Source organism: Flavobacterium sp. EDS (assembly GCF_020991525.1).
In the GTDB taxonomy this organism is placed as follows: Bacteria; Bacteroidota; Bacteroidia; order Flavobacteriales; family Flavobacteriaceae; genus Flavobacterium.
This window is the reverse complement of sequence record NZ_JAJMOZ010000011.1, coordinates 141,740-160,940: the sequence shown is the minus strand read 5'-3', so window position 1 is coordinate 160,940 and position 19,201 is coordinate 141,740. Positions and strand designations below refer to the sequence as shown.

Genomic DNA, 19,201 nt, shown 5'->3' with positions numbered 1-19,201 from the left:
GCATTTTTTTAACTACAAGTTTCATTAATGCGAAACCGATTTTAATCCGATGATTGAACCAACTAATGTTGCAATAAAGAACAATCTCCAGAAGTTAGTTGGATCTTTAAACACAAAAATACCGACTAAAACTGTTCCAACGGCACCAATTCCTGTCCATACAGCATAAGCAGTTCCAATAGGTAGTGTTTGTGTACTCTTGATAAGAAGCAACATACTTATAACAAGTGATGCCAAGAATCCTCCGTACCATAAATAAACATCATTTCCAGTTGCTTCTTTAGCTTTTCCTAAGCACGAAGCAAACGCCACCTCAAATAATCCTGCAATAATCAAAAGAATCCAATTCATATTTTTAAATTTTAATAGGGCAAAGATCCACTAGCAGATTCAATTAAAATTTAACAAATGATAAAAAATGAATTTATTTTATTTCAGCTCGTATTCGGCTTAAACTTACTTGGGTAATCCCGAGATAAGAGGCAATATGCCCTAATTGAACTCTCTTAATTAAATCGGAGTTATTGATTATTAATTCGTTATATCTTTCAGTCGCGGTTTTAAACTGCCTGGATATTAATCGCTCTTCCGTTTTTATGAGTTCACTTTCTGCAAATTTTCTTCCCCAATTTGCAATATGTATATCTTCTTCAAATAATCGTTGCAGATTGGCAGTTTTTAATTCATAGAGATCACAGTCTTCCAACAATTCGATATCTTCATAGCCCTTTTGGTTTTCGACATAGCTTCTCATAGAAAGAATTGTTTCTCCTTCTTTGCCAAACCAAAAAGTAACATCGTTACCATTCTGATTTATGTATGCTCTAACAATTCCTTTCTTTATGAAATAAATATTTGTCTCAATTTTCCCTGATTTTAATATAACATGTCCCTTCGAAAAGCGAACCAAAGTAATATTTTCTTCCAAAGCTTTTCTAGAGTTTTCGGGTAATTCAGCTATTTTGTCAAAAATGTTGTTGCTATTCATTGTGGGAATGAGGATGATTTTTTTAATTACTAAGTACAGGAATAAGATGTTCCCAGTTTAATTGTTTTGCAATATCTAAGGCAGTTTTACCTTGATTTGTTTTTATATCTTTATTTACTCCAGACTCCAGCAAAACTGTTACAGAAGTCTTATTTCCAGCAATTGTTTCTCTATGTAATAAAGAAAATCCTTCTTCATCCTGATAGGTAATTTCATCCGGATTTTGTTCTAAGAACTCCTGAAGTTTTTCTTTCATGTTTTTACTCATAGGATGTTCTATAAGATTTTCTGGCTTATCTTTTTGTTCATTAACAAGCAGTACTTCATTGAAATCCCCAAAATCTAATCCCCAGGCTTTATCATGGTCTTTTCTTTCCTGATTTGTCATTTCTGAGCGTATCGCCTGAATTGTAAATCCTCCATAAGCTCTTGGTTGAGAGGATGAGAATAATTTTGAAAGCCCCTTTGGAGAACTGCCCTGAATAGCAAATAACCAATCACTAATCTGGCTTAAAGGAATCACAACTTCATCTCCATTCTCGATGTTTGTTAACTCGTTTGGGGCGTTTATTAAAACACCTCTTATCTGTTCTCCATCAAAAGTGATATCATTAATCCACATATGTTCTACAATAGGATGTTCACTTTCTTCAGTATCTTGAGAAAATGCCACTTTTACGCATGCTACGGTTAATGCAGGAACAATTCGGCGGTATTCCCAAGATAGTTCTCTCCAAAAATATTTAAACGTTTCTTGTGCATTTTTAAAAGCTTCTATCATTTTTGGACTATCTCCTTTGGCAAAGAATATTTCTTGATTTGACATTTCTTTATTTTTTAAGTTATTAGTAGGGTAAATAAACTCGATTTAGTTTCAGTTTATATTAAAATGTAATTTTTGTATTGCTAATATATGATTATTTTATCACTAATGGCAAGTGATTTTATGACTAATACTGCACTATACCCATAAAAAAGCTCCTTAATTTCTTAAGGAGCTTCGTTTTATAGATTGTAATTAATAAGAATTAATGTGCTGTATTTTTTACTATAAAAAAATAGGGGAGAAGCACTATTTTTGGTTTGATAGGAGGTATCTGCTATTTACTAAAAACAAATTCTTTTCCTCCTTGTTTTAAAACCATTTGTTTTTTATCAGTATTAAATTCAAGAACGATTCCTGCTTGATCGAATTTAAAAATATTTGTTTCTGTAGCATCTAATGGAAATGCAGGTTGACCAGTTGCTTGTGCAAATAATTTATTTTCGTTTCGAGTAATATCGATTTTTATCGGAATCTCTGTACTTGAATATTGTCCAGTATATAAATCTAAAACTTCTGGTTTTAGCTCTAATAAATTAAAAGTAGGCATTTCAAATGGTTTATTGAAATAACTACTCAAAGCACATTTAAGTATATTATTATTTGGGTAAATCATTCCATTTGAAGTAATAGCTACTGATAGTTTTTCGTCTGGGTAATAAGCTAAAATAGATCTAAAATCATCTATGCCACCTGTATGACCATACCCTTTATGCTCAAGATAAGGTACTTCAAACATTCCCATTCCAAAATTTTGGTTTAACGTTTTCATTAGCGATAAAGACTTTTCAGAAACTATTTTGCCATTAAAAAGCCCTTCTATAAATAGTGTCAAATCAGTTGGATTCGATACAATTGCTCCAGCACCCATTGGTATTGAAGGATCTGTATCTGTTCCTTTTTCCCATTTATCAGTAAAATGATACGAATAAGCTTCATCATTTTGATTCTTTGTTTTATTTCCAAAGTAGGTGTTTTTTAAACCTAATGGAGTTATAATTTTAGAATCTAAAACTGCTGAATACGATTTTTTATAGATTTTTTCAAGAATATAACTTAAAATAACATAATTAGAGTTGCTATATTCTGCTTTACTATTAGGTTCAAAATCACTTTTAAATTTAGAAATAATGGCAATCATTTCCTCGTCAGATTTTGGTTTTGCAATAAAAACATCAGATCTTAAATTTTCTTCATTAGTAAAATTATGAATACCACTTCTATGATTTAATAAATTCTCAATAGTTATTTTTTTAGAATTTTCAATTTGTGGATAATAAGCATCTAGTGTTTGACCCAATGTTAGTTTATTCTCTTCAATTGCTTTAAAAATCAATGAAGCAGTAAACATTTTGGATATAGAACCAATTTTGTATTTAGTTTTAACTGTTGCTTTTTTTAAATTTTCTACATCCGAATAACCTATAGCTTTAGTGTATAACAATTTTCCATTTTCAGAAACAGCTATGCTGCCCATGAATTTATCTTTTTTTTCTAAAATCTGAAACAGACTATCTATTCTTTGATTATTGAATGTTTGCGAGAAACAACTTGTAACGCTTACGATAAGCAGACTGGTAATTAGGATTTTTTTCATAGTGATTTATTTAGTATTGATTGATTTCTTGAATTTTAATAATAATGTAATTAAGAAGTAAAAGAGTAGTATAGAAGCTATCATAACTGGTATAAACGCATTACCTAATGTTTCAGGAATCCCGTTTTGGTTTGCTTTATTGCTGAGCCCTAAGACGAAAGAAGAACCATTTTTATACCAGAATCCTACTTCAGTAGGATTGTTTATTTTAGCAAATATTAAAAACACAAATACAAATAATAAGAGATATAAAACGAAAAAAATTATATACGAAAAACCGTTAGTTATATTCAATAACAAAGCCCTGAAAACATGAATCGGATTAAATGTTTTAGTAGCTTGTTCCAGTTTTTTATCAGCAATAAGTGGTTTCAAAACTTCCTCTGGAATACCAAGTTTTTCTATAACATCTAGTAATACATCAATTTCGTTAAGCCCATTTTTATGCTGAAGTGCTTCAAATATATGACTATTAAATTCCATGTAAATATCTTGTTTGTCATCTTTAGACAAGACATCTGTAACCTTTAAAATACGCTTCATATAATCGTTATAAACTCTTTTTGAAGCCTCTTGACTGAATTTTATTTCTCCTGTTTTCATTTGATTATTTTTTGAATGGCATTTTCTAGATTTTTCCAATACTCATTCATATGAACAAGTGTTTTTATTCCAGTAGGGGTCAGAGCGTAATACTTTCTAGGAATTCCAGTTTCTTGTTCTACCCATTTAGAGTCAACTAAATTTTCCGTTTTAAGTCTATTCATTAACGGATATAAAGTACCCTCAGCAATTTCTATCTCGGTATGTTTTTTTATTTGTTCAATAAGCTCATAACCGTAATACTCGTTTTCTTTAAGAACATTAAGAATGATAAAAGTAAGTGTCCCTTTTTTTACCTGTGATTTCCAGTTTGTAACAAAAGTTTCATTCATGAAAAAAATTTATTAGTTAAGACAAATATATAGCAAAATACATAGTTATACAATGTATATAAATAAAAAAATGAACACATTACACCAATGTGTTCATTTTTAATTAATTGAAACAAATTTAATGCATTAAAAAGAGCTTTTTAATAAAATTGTTCGCTCTATATTTATTTTTTCCAAAAAATATTCGTCATGTGATATAACGATTAGCGTTCCTTTAAATTCATTTATTGCCGCAGTTAATATTTCAATATTTTGGATATCAAGATTATTAGTAGGCTCGTCAAGGATTATAGTATCTGGAGACTGATTGCCTATTGTTATGCAACAAAGCATCAAACGCATTTTTTCTCCACCACTTAACACAGTACAAGGTTTATCCCAATCTTCTCTACTAAATAAGAAACGATTGAGCCTCATCTTGATGTCATGTTCTTGTAATGAAGAGCTATTAAATTCTTGTGCTTGGTCATACACTTTTAGCTCATTGTTTATAAGGGAATAATCCTGATCGATATAAACTGATTTATTCTCTGCTCGATATAGTGTACCTCTTTTTGGATCAAATTTTCCTAGTATTAATTTTATTAAAGTAGTTTTTCCTGAACCGTTTGCACCTTTTAATGCAATGCGCTCACCGCTTCTAATTTGAATATTTAAGCTTTCTTTCCAAAGAAATTCATTATTATAACTGTAATTGATTGCTTTGGCATCAAACAGTATTTTGCCTTTGTGCAATTGCGAAGTATCAAAACCAAATTTCATTTTGTCAATATCTGGCAAAGCCGAGCGTAATTCTTGTAGTTCTTTCGAAATACCATCAATCTTTTCGGTGTGAATGCCTTTTATTTTCGATGTGCTATTCTCGGCATTATTCCTTAAGGTATTTATCATTATTCGGGCAACACCAGCTTTTTCTTGTTTCTTTTTACCACGTGTATCTAGTTTTTGTTGACGTTCCAGAGTTTCACGTTCTTTTTCTTTGGCCTTTCGTAATGCTTTTTCTTTACTGTGCAGATCCTGATTTAATGCGTTTTGTTCTATTTGCTTTTGCTCAGCATAAAAATCATAATTACCACCATAAACACTAATCCCTCGTTTACTTAGTTCTAAAACAGTGCTTAAAATATTTAGAAGTTTTCTATCGTGACTTACTATAATTAAAGCGCATGATGTAGATTGGATAAAATTATATAATAATTGCCTGGCAACTCTATCAAGATGGTTACTGGGTTCATCTAAGAGAACTAATTCTGGCTGATGGATAGAAATACCAGCAAGAAAAACCTTTGTCTTTTGTCCACCACTTAAAGTTTCCATTTTTTGTGATAAATCCAAGTCCGTTAATTGCCAATATTTCAGGGCAGTATCGCAACGTTCCTCGATAGACCAATCGTCATTTAATAGGTTCAGATTAGTTTCGGATACATTTCCCACTAGTATTTCTTTAAGTGCATTGAGCTTATCTTCAATTTGTAATGCCTGGGCAATCGTAAAATGATTGTATTGACCAAATACTTGTGGTATATAATAAGGTTTAGAATTGTATTTAACTTGCCCTTTAGAAGGCTGTAATTCACCCGCAATAATTTTGAGTAAAGTCGATTTTCCTATACCATTGTTGCCTATTAAGGCTATTTTTTCGTTATCATTGACAGTAAAACTAATGTTGTCAAATAACAATTCCTTGTTCGGATGTGTATATGAGATGTTTTGTAGAATAAGCATAATTTCTTTCTTGTGAGATGAATAAATTAAGCAGACCACATTTGTAGTCTACCTTCTTGATTGTTCAAAAGAAATTATTTTTCACATAAAATAGTACGCTTATTTAGAGTTAGCAAAGATACATTTTTTTCTTAATTAGCTTTTCGGCTCTGCTTAAACGAAAAAAGGCTCCTTAATTTCTTAAAGAGCCTGATTGTATATTTTTTAATTATAAAGAATCAATAACCTAAAATAAAAGGGTAGAAGAGAGACTATTTTGGATAAATAAAATCTTTAAAACAAACTATTTTCTATTAGAAATTACTGTTTTAAGAGATTCACCTAAATTTTTAAATTTATTAAAGGTTCCATTAGAAATCAGATCCTTTTCTATGCTTATTTTTAATTGGTTATCAGTAACTACAAAAGAGAATACGACTTCACCATTTTCTTCTTTAATCCATTTAAAAGTTTTACCAGAAACACTCTTATATTCTTCGTCGACATTATCCGATAATAACTTTATAATTTCCTCTTTTTTATCTAAAGTAAATTTAGCTCTCAAACTATAAAAAGTATCTGAATCATTAACAGATACTGAACTGTGCTGCCTTTCAACTCCATCAATTTTAGTTTTCGAAGAAGACGAACTACTACTTGTTGTTTTAGATTGTGCATTTATCAGAAAGGAACAAAGCATAAACACTAATAAAGAAATTATTTTTATCATTTTACTAATTATTTGATTTAACATTAAATTCAAGACCAATTCCGCGAATACTCAAAATAGAAATAGAGGTATCTTCTTTAAAATACTTTCTCAAACGGCTAATAAATACATCCATACTTCTGCCCAAAAAGAAATCATCATTACCCCATATTTCTTTTAGTATATCTTCTCTCTTTAAAAGCTTGTTTCTGTTGTTGTATAAATATTGAATTAAATGCGCCTCACGTTCAGTAATACGGTGAGTTACTTTTTTATGTGTTAGCATAAAATTATCAATATCAAACATATAGTCTCCGATGACCATTTGTTTAACTGATGCTTTTAATACAGGAACTTTATTAATACGTTTCAGTATATTAGTAATTCGTAAAATAAGCTCATCTACTTCAAATGGTTTCACTACATAATCATCTGCACCAAGCTTGAGTCCCCTTATTTTATCTTCTTTTAACCCTTTTGCTGTAAGAAAAACAATGGGTACCTCAGGATGAAATTCAATTATCTTTTCGGCTAAGGTAAATCCATCCATATTGGGCATCATAACATCAAGCACACATATGTCTGGTTTTATTGTAGAAAATAAGGCATAGGCTTCAATTCCATCTTTAGCCCAACTAACCTTAAAACCAGATATTTCTAAAAATTGTTTTAAGATAAAAGCATAATCTAAATCATCTTCGGCTAATAAAATATGTATCATTGTAATGGGATTGAAATTAATAATGATGTCCCTTTATTTTCTACACTTTTTACAGTTATAGTCCCTTTATAGCTTTCTACAATTTGTTTTACATAAAATAACCCTAGACCAAGTCCTTTTGCATTATGAAGATTGTTTTTTTCTATTCGATAGAATTTTTCAAAAATATTTTTTTGTTCATTTTCAGGAATTCCTCTACCATTATCTTCTATCAAAAGCGTTGCAAAAGTTTCAGTTTGATTACAAGTCACCTTAATTTCGCTTGCTCCATACTTGATTGCATTATCCAATAAATTTATCAATATCGTATTCAGATGAAATTGATTCATAGGTATTTGTACTGCTGTTTGAATAGAGTGACTTATTGTAATATTAGGGTACGATAGTCTAAAATCGGTTATTATTTCTTCTATTTCCTTGCTGCTTATTATATTATTATCAATGACTATTTCTTGTGAACTAAGTGAAGCACCTGCAACCTGGCTGAATATAGACTGTAAACGCTGATTTTGCCTTTTTATAATAGCAATAGTGTTTTTATGCTGCTCTTCAGTAATAGATTCTAATTCAAACGTCTTTACTGCTATATCCATTGCAGCAAGTGGTGTATTGAATTCATGAGTAATATTGTTTATAAAATCCGTTTTAATATCGGCTATCTTTTTCTGAGTAATTAAATTTCTAATCGATAAATAAAACAAAATTATGACAAATGTTATTAGTAGAACTGAAAACACCAACAACCCTATCATTTCTTGCAAAATTACTTTCTGCAGACTCTCAAAACTATAATTACGTCCTGACTGTATTTCGATATCATAGGTATCCCGATCTTCCTTACTGCTAGGACTGATTTTTGTTTTCCATATTCCCGTGGCAAGAGAAAACTCATCTCGACTTTTTATATTATTACTTAATACTAATTGTTTCCCTAAATAAACAGTGTCTTTTTTTGTTCCTTCATTGTCAAATATTGCAGTTATATATATAGAATATCCTATTTTATGTTTAAAATTTACTTTTTTATCCATAATAGATGAAAGCGCAACCGAAAGAGAATCTCTATTTTTCTTGATATAATCAAAATAATCCTGCTTAGAATTTTTATTGCCTTTATGTGCTTTTACAAAATCTCTCGATTTCTCCATGCAGGCATCTTCAATTGCTATAAATTCGGGATCATCTTCAAACGCTAACAATTGCTTTCTTATCACATCCTTAACCTCTTTTTTCTTCAGCTCGTAGGTATTACAAATGAAATAACCTTGAATGCAAGTCAATGCAACAACAGTAAGAATACATCCTGTGATTAGTAGTATTATTTTTCTTTTCATAGAAACAAAGCTAAAATATTATACCGTTTAAAAATAAATAAGTATGCCTATTAACCCTTCATTAACCAAACTTTATAAATATACTGTACTAGTTGTTGATTGGATATCACTTTTTAAACAGGAACATCATTAATCCAAAAATAACATTAACCCATCGTTAACCAAGCGTTAACCCGAGCGACAAGGTACTTTGCTGAAATTTGTCCAAAACAAAAAATGTTATGAAAAAAGTTATTTTCTTATTGTGTCTTATTCCCTTCATGAGTTTTGCTCAAAATATAAAAGTTTCAGGAATCATAAAGGACTCTGATAAGCTACCAATTGCATTTGCAGATGTAAAATTATTAAATTCATTAGATTCTTTAGTCAATCGAAATACGACTGCAGATAACATGGGGTTATTTAAGTTCGAAAATGTTGCAAAAGGCGAATACATTTTAAAGATAAGTGCCTCTGGTTATACTGCTTATTATACCGATTTTACGCTTAATAAAGATAAAGAATTTGCAGGAATTGCAATGATAAAAAAAGCTGAAGCACTGGATGATGTCGTAATTACTAATAAAAAGCCTGTTATAAAACGAAAGATAGATCGCATAGAATTCAATGTAGAAAATTCTGTACTATCGAATACAAATGCATGGGAAATATTAAAAAGTACACCTGGAGTTACAGCTTCAAATAATGGAGCAATTGCAGTAAGAGGCAGTAGCGGAATTTTGGTTACTATCAATGATAAAAAAGTATATTTAAGCGGAGAAGAATTAAAACAATTGCTTGAAAATACAAATGGAGATACTGTAAAATCTGTAGAAGTTATAACAAACCCTCCTGCTAAATATGATGCACAGGGAAGTACTGTTTTAAATATAAAAATCAAACAAAATAATCAAAATGGATATAAAGGAACTCTTAGTACAGCTTATGTGCAAACGGCGTATCCAAAAGGCGTCATGTCCACAAGTCAATATTACAAAACTAAAAAACTGGCACTATCAGGAAACTATAGCTTTGGAACAGGAATTTATTACAGAGAAGGAGCAGATATAGTTTATTATAAAGACAATCAGGATCAGGTAACCTCAATTTGGGAAAGCATATTAAATCGTAAGAACAAATCATTATCGCAAAACACGTATCGTTTAACTGCCGAGTATGAAATAGATAGTCTTAATACGTTAACTCTTGGTACCAATGGTTTTATTAGTCTTAACAACCACGGAGAATACAATGTTCCAACTTATATTTATGATGCTAACAGGCAAATTGATTCACTTTATACAACGCAAAACAAAAGAAAAAACCCAACAAGGACAAATGCGTACAATGCCTCTTTTGAGCATAAGTTTTCGGAAAAACAGTCAATAGTTATATCTTCTGATTATACGAAGTATTTCAAGAATGAAAATCAAGATATATATTCTGTATTTTCATTACCTCAAAGCGGACCCTATCGTGATACTCGCTTTGTAAGTGATAATACACAAAAAATTGGATTGTTTTCTATACAAGCAGATTATAACAATGAAATAGGAGAGGCTAAAATCGAAGCAGGAATTAAATTCGGAAACGTAAATGCCAATAGTAATTTGGATTATCGAGACGATATAGCTGGAGAATTACAACTGAACCCAAACAGAAGCAGTCAATTTTTATATGATGAAAATATTTATGCTGGCTACTTAAGTTTTAGTAAAGAAATTGGCAAATGGAGTTTAAAAGCTGGATTACGATCAGAATATACAGAACTGGAAGGAAACTTATTAACTAGTAATGAAGTTAATACACAGCATTATTTTAAACTATTTCCAACACTATACGCTTTATATAAACTTACAGAAGCTCATGAAATTGGAATATCTTACGGTAAACGGATCAACAGACCTCAATATAGCGCTTTAAATCCATTTCGTTCCTATTATAATTCTTACTCTTATTATACAGGTGATCCAAAATTACAACCCGAAATTGTTCATAATATTAGTTTGCAATACACACTAAAAAGCAAATATAATTTTGATTTATATTATCGCAATTCGATAGATCCATCAATGGAAATTTCCTATCAGGATTACGAAACAAACACTGTAATATATCGTCATACTAATATTGAGAGAAAAATAGGTTACGGATTGGATTTCAGTGCAAATCAGGAGATATTTCCTTGGTGGCAATTTATATTTTCAAATGGAATAAGTTATTCAAAAGATACTTTTCAGGGAGGTGACGGTAATTTGTACCACAACAATATCTGGTCTTATAACAATAACATCAACAACCGATTTACCTTAAATAAAAAGAAAGAGTTAAGTATGGAATTAAATTGGTCGTATGATTCCCCTTCAGTGCAAGGAACTTTTACAGTAACTGGGTCATCTAGTCTTTCAATGGGAATTTATAAGAAAGTTTTCAATAATAACGGGCAAGTAGCAATCCTTTTTTCAGATATATATAAAGGGCAGAAAGTACGCGTTACTACAAATTATGCGAATCAATACAATTATTTTGATGATTACGGTGATACTCAAAGCGTACGTATATCTTTTAAATACAATCTGGGAAATCAAAAATTAAAGAACAAGAATAACAAAGAAAAAACAGAAGAACAACAAAGGCTTTAATTTATAAATCATAAATGTATCTAAGGTAAATTCTAACAGATTATAGATGCTAATAAAAAAACAAAGTTGCCCTAGAAAGGACAACTTTGTTTAACCGTTTTAGTTTTTATCCAGAGTGAGTATCATGTGCTCACCATCTAATACTAATTGTTCTTTATCAATAGTACTTGAAAATGGGTAAGGAGTACCTGTTTCGTCTTTTATAGTTAAACTTTTTCCACCTTCATTTAGTGCATAAGTTCCATTTAATTCAGCATCAAGAAATCCTGTTACTTTCCCATCTTTTGCAAATGTCAAATTTCCTTTAGATAGAATTACGTTTTTCATAGAATCAGAAAGTGTTTTCTTAGATTCTACATTGGTAACTTTCCAAGAGCTGATAAGTTTGTTTCTATCTTTCTGACAAGAAATAAATAATAATAAAGCAAATCCAAAGACAAATAGTTTAATTTTTTTCATGGTTTTTTGATTTAAGGTTAAGGATGAAAGTTACAAAAAAAATATATCCAAACAAATAGTAAAACTTAAGATTACAAGATTAAAACTTCTAGTTATTAAATGGTTATGTTTACTGGAGCTTTGATAAATTTAGTTTGTGTTTTTTTTTTAAACTTTATAAAATCACACAAATAAGAATGAATAAAAAAGCCCAATCTGATGTAGGATTGAGCTTTTTAATAGTCAAAATTTGTTGTCTTTCTTTATAAAATTGCTTCTTCTTTTACTGAGCTAGTACTTTCTACAGCAATGAATTTTTTAAGCATGATATCAGCAGTCTGTAAAGCGCCTTCAACCCATCCTTGAGCATCTGAATAAGCTTCTCCACAAATATATAATGCACAGTTGTCTATTGGGTGAACAATTTTTTCTTTTACCTCCCAGCTTTTTACTCCAATATTCCAACTATTCCATCCTCCACCAAAAGGATCTTCTCCCCAGTCACGGAAAGAGGCACTTGTAACAGCTGGTGTATAATCGACATCATGAATTTGTTTTAATTGACGGCTTAATTCTTCTACCATTTTACGAGGAGCTTTGTAATCATGCCAACTTTGATTTAAAGCTTTACTCAAAAGTGGCTCTGTTTCGGCATATTCACCAATAAAAGGATCAGCTATTTCAGCATGCGAAAGCCCTTTTTTCCAAGCTTTTTTACGCTGTGGTCTAAGTCCATCCCAAAAACCAATATTAGAACCATCATCGTAACTCGCTAATAACATAGATTCTCCATTTACTGATGGATCTCCATTATTCTTTGGCCAGTAGTAGGTTTGTCTAATTGGCAAATCGGTGACAGTTCTTCCTGACTGTAAAGGAATGTATCCTGTTTTAGAATCAGTATAACCTGCATTTCTCCACCATGGACTTGAATAGGTTGTAAACACCTTAAATAATGGTCTTGGTGTTACACTGGCAATAAGCGATTGAATTTCTTGCAATTTTGGAGAAGTATTTGTCAATAAATCTAATGAGCGACGTGGCATTGCCAATATCAACTGTTTTGCCTCGATAATTGAACCATCTATACTAAGCTCAAATGCATTATTTTTGAATTCAAATCCTTCTAGTTTAGCATTTAATCTTACTTCGCCACCATCTTTCTCGAAGAAGTTTGCTAACGAAATTGGAACTTGTTGAAATCCATTTTTAAATCCTTTATAAACAGGTTTAATACCAAAATCAGACAGATACCATGGAATTGCATCTGCAGCATTCCAATTGACCAATGTTGAGTTGTATCCACCAGAATCAATACTAAATTGATATGCTTCTCCACTAATTACGCGGTAAAGCAGGTTCCAAAATCCTAAAGTATAAAGAGGAGCTCCTTCAAAAGTAGCTTCATGGCACATTTTCAAACGTTGTTCCTCTGTTAAATCAGTATTTGTAATACCCGGAACTATTTGTTCAATCGCATTTACAATGATTGTTCCTGATGTATTTCCTTTTTCTAAAAAAGATAATTTATACGGTACTTTATCAGGATCATTTGTAAAGTCAAATAAGCGCAGATGTTCCCCACGTAAATAAGCTATATTTTGTGGCTGATCTACTGGAAAATCATATAATTCTATTTGATCTTCACCTGATAATATTTCGTTTATATCTTGTATCAATTGTACAATTAATTTCTGAGTATTTTCGAGAATTCGCATTCCGCCTAATTCTGCCACCATATCTGGAATTCCAGGAGGAATTACTGATAACAAACGGCCTCCGATATGATCTCCTCCTTCAAAAAGAACAATGTTTTTGTTCGGATATTTTGTTTTAAGTTTCCATGCGCTATATACGCCAGAAACACCTCCACCAACTATGGCGATGTCAATTTTTTCGTTTTCCATTTTTTTTATATTTATGCTGCCTTTGCAACGATTATTTCTTTAAAAAAGAGAGGGTAGATTAAAACTTACATTTTCATTTACTGAGAATTCACCTGTTTTAAGTGATCCATTTTTTACAGATGATTTTTTCATCAATGTATCTTGATAAAAAATATTTAGTGGTGGTTGTAATGCATATCGCTTATCAACGGTAAAAGTGTCACCGTTTGATTTTATTACTAATGGTGGCGTATTCGAAGCAATACGCATATCTAAGATATAAGAAGTCTCTGTATTTAGAACATGGTTTATCCCTCTTTCAACAGCTTCTTTTACCTTATCTGCTGTAAGCACAATTTCTCCGTGTTCACCACCAAATGCTTTTGCTAAACTTACAAAGTCTAATTTAGGTCTTTCCAATTTTAAATAATCAGGATCCATTGTTTTTGGTTTCCAGCCATAACCTGGAGCATTTCCATAAGCAGCTACAACTTGTTGCAAGCCTAATTGTAAGGTATGATATTCCTGATTATTAGTAATGATATATAAAATTGGTAATTTTTCGTGGGCTGCTGTCCACCAAGTTTGTGGATAAAATAAAGAAGATCCATCTCCTACAGCATTGATAACTAATTTGGTCCCTATACCTTGTGAAGTTTTATTTTCCAATTTAATTCCTAGTGAAGCTGGCATTGACCATCCTAAAGAGCCACCTGCTACACAATAATAGCTAATAGGTTTTGCTCCATTAGTTCCTAAAGGAAGATAATATTGAAATGGAGCTCCATCCGATACAGCCTCATGCACATATACATAATTATTGACTAACTTACGGGATTCTATAGCTTCTTTTAATGCTTTTGCTATTACAACTGCCCAAATATCAGGCTCTTTCATAGCGTTTTTATAATAAACATCCCATTGCTTAGCACGAGAAACATCCAGTGCCTTCAACTTTTTGTTTCTTATATCAGCACCTTTAGGCTTTTGTTGCTTTATATAGTTATTCAACAAAGGCAATGTTGATTTTATATCTCCTAAAATAGCCGTTTCTCCATAAAAATTCTTGGCTATATCCCAAGTATTGTTAGTAAGATAAGCCAATTTTACATCTTCAGGAATGAGTGCTCCATCTGAATATTTAAATACAGCAACTTGTGCCTGAGCTCCAAAACCTATTAAAAAGGCAACATCATGGTCTTTAAAAACTCCTTGAACTCCCGCTTGGCTTCCAGGCAGTTCTCCTTGCCAATGACAATCGTTGTTAGGAAAATTAGCAACACTACTAAACGATTGTAAAACGACAGGAGCACCGATTAATTCCGCTAATTGCTGAATTTCTGTCCATGCATCTGCATAACCTACAGCATCACCAGCCACAATAAGTGGGTTTTTAGCATTAGCCAATAAACTAGCAGTTTCTTTGATAGATCCTTCATCACCTGTAAAATGGGGAGAAATGCGAGTAACCCCCTTTATTTTTTGGTTTTCCTCAATAGCTACCATTGTAAATTCCCATGGTATAGAAACAAATACAGGCCCATTTGGTGGCGCCATAGCTTCCTTAAAAGCTCTCTGCAATACTAGCGGCATTTCCTCAGCTGTACGAACTTCATGTGCCCATTTAGTATATTGTTTAGCCAAATCTACTAAGTTTGATGCTAATAATGGTTCCTGAGTAACTAATTCATTTTGTTGCTGACAACAAAGAACGACCAACGGCATTTGCGAACGATGTGCGTTAAAAAGATTACCAATACTATGTGCAATCCCAGGTGTTACGTGCACAATAAGCACTCCCGGTTTACCTGTCATACGGGCAGAACCCATAGCTGCACCAATAGCAATATTTTCATGTAAGCATTCAATATACTTAACTCCATTATCAGGATAAGATGTTCCGTCTATTAGTGGGATTTCGTTGGTTCCGGGGACACCAAATATATATTGGATTCCTAAATCTTTTAAAATATCAAATAGGTAATCTCTTGTCCAACGAGTAGGTGGGGCAATAACTTCTTTTTTCATGTCTTTAGATTTTGAGGGGGCAATTATTACGCTAAATGTGTAATAACTCTATCAAAGGTAAAAACAAGCTATTATAAAAAAATAAGTATAAATACGTGTTTTATAAAACATTACAAAATAAAAGCATTATCCAGATAGAAATAATTTCTTCTATTTTGATCATTTAACAAATATAAAAGATAGAGTAGAAAACAGGAAATAACTCCTTATTCTTCGACTCCACCAGACAAAACGAAGGTAGAAAGGATTAAGTTTTTTAACCATTAAGACATTAAGACAAATTAAGTTTAATGCTACATATTAAAAGAATTAGAAGGATTTTTATGAAATAGAGTATTTACTCTATTAGTTTTGTCACAATCTTGTTTCTCTGAAAAGAGTCGAAGAGTTGTAGAACTTCGACTCCGAAGAATGACAGATTGTATGATTTTATCTTAGGGTAAGTGCACCCAGAATTTCTTCAGACATAAATGGGCCTCCAGGATATTTTGCTGTATAGTCAAGATTTAACCATACTTGTCCACGCTCATCAATATGATAATGTAAGGTTTTATTATAGCTCTCTTTTACAAATAGAATATTTTTAACTAGATAGTTAACTTTTTCTAAATCAAGAAGAGATCCTATTAATATTTCTGGATAAATGTGTCCTTTGGTATGAATAAGTCTTGGCGTACCACCAATAGAGCGTATTGCTGCGGCCATTAAAATAGAATGATCATCGCAATCACCTGAGAAATACATTAACGATTCACTTGCCGTAGCTATATAATCGCCTTCTTTAGGATCATTAACATAATTCCATCGACTATTAATTTCTTTAAAAACGGCGAAACATTGTATTATGGTTCTGTAGTCTGAATATCCTTTTACATTTTTAAAATGCTTGGTTGTTGCCATAATAGCAAAATTCCTCACCTTAGGATTTTGATATTCAATTGCGTTAATAATTTTTGATTTATTGGGAAATGGAAGCAATTTAGCTACAATAATATCTTGTGGATATGGATTATCAGACATCGTGTAGATAATAGCATTATAGTCTTCAGCAACTTCGCTAAAGCCATAATTCCCCAAAGCGGTTCCGTAAAATAAAACTAAGAGATATAAAACGATACAAATAATGATAATCGTTTTTAATTTCATTAAAAGAAAATAGAGTCCAACAAGGACAAAAATAAAAAGTAAAACCCGATCAAAATTAAAAGGCCAATTAAGATCTATCAAATTTTGGTGCATTATGATAAAAGTAGGAAGAGTGATTAAAAAACTCAATAGCATAATGATAACCTCATTCCATGGTGATTTTACCTGAAGGCTGCTTTTAAGTTTATTAAAGTCAATTTTTTTATTTTTTATCATAATGCCCAAAAAGCAAATTTTAAAGAAATTTTACTGTTTCTACAAAAGTACTTTTTTTATCAATAATACCCAGTTCAAATAACTGATTTTGGATTTTATTAAATGTTTTCTCATTCAATGGTTTTTGCGACCATTGCGTCAATTTTAACCATTCCTGAATATCTTCAACCTTTTGTTTAAATGACTCCGATAAAGTTCTGTCAATGCTCGGAATAGATTTAAAATCTTCGGTTGTAGCATTAATGATTTCAAGAATTGAAGTAATTATATTTGGGTCATTTTTTAATACTTCATCTCGAACAGCAATTACAAATGATGGCCATGGAGTAGGGCAGTCTGTGATACGTCTGAAAATTCCTTTGTCAACCAGTGGTTTTGTCATAAAACGTTCCCACATAAAATAATCCGCAGTTTTGTTAGTCAAAGCTTCGACAGCACCATCAATAGTATTTACGATTTCAAATTCTAGATTATCTGTTTTCCAGCCCTGATTGTTTGCATTTACATAAGCCATTAATTGGGAACCTGAACCTAAACGTGAAATAGCTACTTTTTTGTTTTCTAAATCTTCTATGATTTTGTACTCAGATTCTGCGGCAACATGAATTCCCCAAATTAAAGGTGATTGCACATACACCTGTACAATTTTACTTGGATTACCAGCCACAATATCTTTTACAATTCCTTCTGTCAATATTACAGCGATATCAGTTTCACCATTTCGAAGCATTTGGCACATTTTTCCAGTTCCTTCAGGAACATCGGTCCATTGTAAATCGATTCCTTCAGCTTCAAATTCTCCATTTTCAATGCATAAATGCCATGGTAAATTAAAATGTTCCGGAACACCAGCTATTTTTATAGTTTTCATTATTAGATTTCTTTGGTAATTAGATTTTAGACTTATTAGAAAATATAATTTTTAGACTTCTTAGACTACTTGGTTTGAATTTTACACATGAAGTCTAAGAAATCTAAAACCTAAGATGTCTAAATTATCCAACAATTTTATTCAATGTATATTTAATCAATTCATCAACAGCTTTATATGGGTCTTCGCTGAAAGTTCCCGAAGCGCGATTAGCAATAATAGCATTTAGTGATAAAGCATTATGACCTAATAATGCCGAAAGCCCATAAATAGCAGCTGTTTCCATTTCTAGATTTGTAATTCGATTATCATTAAACGTAAAATTATCCATTTTAGCATTTAATTCTTCATCCTGAATGTTTAAACGTAAAACACGCCCTTGTGGACCATAAAAACCTCCTGCAGTTGCAGTGATTCCTTTGTGTATTTTGTCGCTCTCGATAAGTTTTTCTAGTTTCTCAGAACATGCAATCACATACGGTTTTCCTTTACGAATGTCCCAATTGGTATGGTTTATAAAAGCTTCTTCCATAGCAGCATTTGAAACTTCGTCAATTAAATAAGAGCGAAGCATATTATCAAGTCCTAGACCAAATGTTGACATTACAAAGCTGTCTACAGGAATATCAGCTTGTAACGAACCTGAAGTTCCAATTCTAATAATATTTAATGAAGTTAGGTTTTCTTTTGGTTTACGAGTTTCTAAATCAATGTTCACCAAAGCATCTAGCTCATTAACAACAATATCTATATTGTCTGGACCAATACCTGTTGACATTACAGTAATTCTTTTCCCTTTATAGATTCCGGTTTGTGTTTTAAATTCTCTTTTTTGAGTAGAAAACTCGATGCTGTCAAAAAACTGAGTGATTTTTTCAACACGATTTTGATCACCTACAAAAATAATGTCATGAGCAATATTTTCTGGAAGAAGATTCAAATGATAGACGCTTCCGTCTGGATTTAGTATTAATTCTGATGATTGTATCATTGTTTATTTTTTTAAGGTTCTGTAGAGGCGCACCGCATTTCCTCTTTTTATTTGTATTGTAGGTTCAAGGGATAGCGTGATTCGTCTTTGTTGTGATTTAACCGCAAAGGGTGCAAAGGTTTCATAGCAAATCTTCATAAACGCAAGGTTCGAAAAGAAAAAATCAAGACTTAAATTTTCAACCTGAAAACTG

Annotated in this window: 17 protein-coding genes; 1 reads left to right on the top strand and 16 read right to left on the bottom strand. The window is 31.6% G+C overall.

What is annotated here, in order from left to right; genetic code table 11:
- Positions 1-24 precede the first annotated feature (24 nt).
- The 10 genes from LPB87_RS15860 to LPB87_RS15815 form a co-directional block, all read right to left on the bottom strand.
- Positions 25-351: a multidrug efflux SMR transporter gene (locus LPB87_RS15860; RefSeq protein ID WP_086893829.1), complete on the bottom strand. Its 327-nt coding sequence runs from the start codon at positions 349-351 to the stop codon at positions 25-27.
- A gap of 73 nt (positions 352-424) precedes the next feature.
- Positions 425-988, bottom strand: a complete 564-nt coding sequence (locus LPB87_RS15855; RefSeq protein ID WP_230728520.1) for a Crp/Fnr family transcriptional regulator — start codon at positions 986-988, stop codon at positions 425-427.
- A 22-nt stretch (positions 989-1,010) separates the two neighbouring features.
- A complete protein-coding gene (locus LPB87_RS15850) occupies positions 1,011-1,814 on the bottom strand; it encodes a DUF2314 domain-containing protein (protein WP_230728519.1) in 804 nt (267 codons plus the stop codon).
- Between the two features lie 274 nt (positions 1,815-2,088).
- Positions 2,089-3,408: a serine hydrolase domain-containing protein gene (locus tag LPB87_RS15845; protein WP_230728518.1), complete on the bottom strand. Its 1,320-nt coding sequence runs from the start codon at positions 3,406-3,408 to the stop codon at positions 2,089-2,091.
- Between the two features lie 6 nt (positions 3,409-3,414).
- Complete coding sequence (locus LPB87_RS15840) at positions 3,415-4,011, bottom strand: DUF1700 domain-containing protein (RefSeq protein WP_230728517.1); 597 nt, start codon at positions 4,009-4,011, stop codon at positions 3,415-3,417.
- The gene (locus LPB87_RS15835) at positions 4,008-4,343 is read right to left on the bottom strand and encodes a PadR family transcriptional regulator (protein WP_230728516.1); all 336 of its coding nucleotides are present in this window, start codon (positions 4,341-4,343) and stop codon (positions 4,008-4,010) included. The genes LPB87_RS15840 and LPB87_RS15835 overlap by 4 nt, the downstream gene beginning before the upstream one ends.
- A 126-nt stretch (positions 4,344-4,469) precedes the next feature.
- The gene (gene abc-f, locus LPB87_RS15830) at positions 4,470-6,068 is read right to left on the bottom strand and encodes a ribosomal protection-like ABC-F family protein (RefSeq protein WP_230728515.1); all 1,599 of its coding nucleotides are present in this window, start codon (positions 6,066-6,068) and stop codon (positions 4,470-4,472) included.
- A 283-nt stretch (positions 6,069-6,351) separates the two neighbouring features.
- Positions 6,352-6,777 (bottom strand): hypothetical protein, encoded by a 426-nt coding sequence (locus tag LPB87_RS15825; RefSeq protein WP_230728514.1) that lies wholly within the window; start codon positions 6,775-6,777, stop codon positions 6,352-6,354.
- Positions 6,778-6,781: 4 nt separating this feature from the next.
- A complete protein-coding gene (locus LPB87_RS15820; RefSeq protein WP_230728513.1) occupies positions 6,782-7,477 on the bottom strand; it encodes a response regulator transcription factor in 696 nt (231 codons plus the stop codon).
- Positions 7,474-8,811: a HAMP domain-containing sensor histidine kinase gene (locus LPB87_RS15815; protein ID WP_230728512.1), complete on the bottom strand. Its 1,338-nt coding sequence runs from the start codon at positions 8,809-8,811 to the stop codon at positions 7,474-7,476. The genes LPB87_RS15820 and LPB87_RS15815 overlap by 4 nt, the downstream gene beginning before the upstream one ends.
- 221 nt (positions 8,812-9,032) lie before the next feature.
- On the opposite strand from LPB87_RS15815, the gene LPB87_RS15810 reads away from it, so the two are divergent.
- A complete protein-coding gene (locus LPB87_RS15810) occupies positions 9,033-11,432 on the top strand; it encodes a TonB-dependent receptor (RefSeq protein ID WP_230728511.1) in 2,400 nt (799 codons plus the stop codon).
- Between the two features lie 99 nt (positions 11,433-11,531).
- On the opposite strand, the gene LPB87_RS15805 is transcribed toward LPB87_RS15810, so the two are convergent.
- The 6 genes from LPB87_RS15805 to LPB87_RS15780 form a co-directional block, all read right to left on the bottom strand.
- Positions 11,532-11,891, bottom strand: coding sequence for a hypothetical protein (locus LPB87_RS15805; protein ID WP_129538519.1), 360 nt, complete (start codon positions 11,889-11,891; stop codon positions 11,532-11,534).
- A 242-nt stretch (positions 11,892-12,133) separates the two neighbouring features.
- Positions 12,134-13,777 (bottom strand): FAD-dependent oxidoreductase, encoded by a 1,644-nt coding sequence (locus LPB87_RS15800; protein WP_129538518.1) that lies wholly within the window; start codon positions 13,775-13,777, stop codon positions 12,134-12,136.
- A gap of 39 nt (positions 13,778-13,816) precedes the next feature.
- Positions 13,817-15,784, bottom strand: coding sequence for a thiamine pyrophosphate-binding protein (locus LPB87_RS15795; protein WP_230728510.1), 1,968 nt, complete (start codon positions 15,782-15,784; stop codon positions 13,817-13,819).
- 429 nt (positions 15,785-16,213) lie between these two features.
- On the bottom strand, positions 16,214-17,146 hold the full coding sequence (locus tag LPB87_RS15790) for a transglutaminase (protein ID WP_230728509.1): 933 nt from the start codon (positions 17,144-17,146) through the stop codon (positions 16,214-16,216).
- A gap of 19 nt (positions 17,147-17,165) precedes the next feature.
- On the bottom strand, positions 17,166-18,017 hold the full coding sequence (locus LPB87_RS15785; protein ID WP_230728508.1) for a substrate-binding domain-containing protein: 852 nt from the start codon (positions 18,015-18,017) through the stop codon (positions 17,166-17,168).
- A 124-nt stretch (positions 18,018-18,141) separates the two neighbouring features.
- The gene (locus LPB87_RS15780; RefSeq protein ID WP_129538515.1) at positions 18,142-19,008 is read right to left on the bottom strand and encodes a nucleoside phosphorylase; all 867 of its coding nucleotides are present in this window, start codon (positions 19,006-19,008) and stop codon (positions 18,142-18,144) included.
- Positions 19,009-19,201 lie beyond the last annotated feature (193 nt).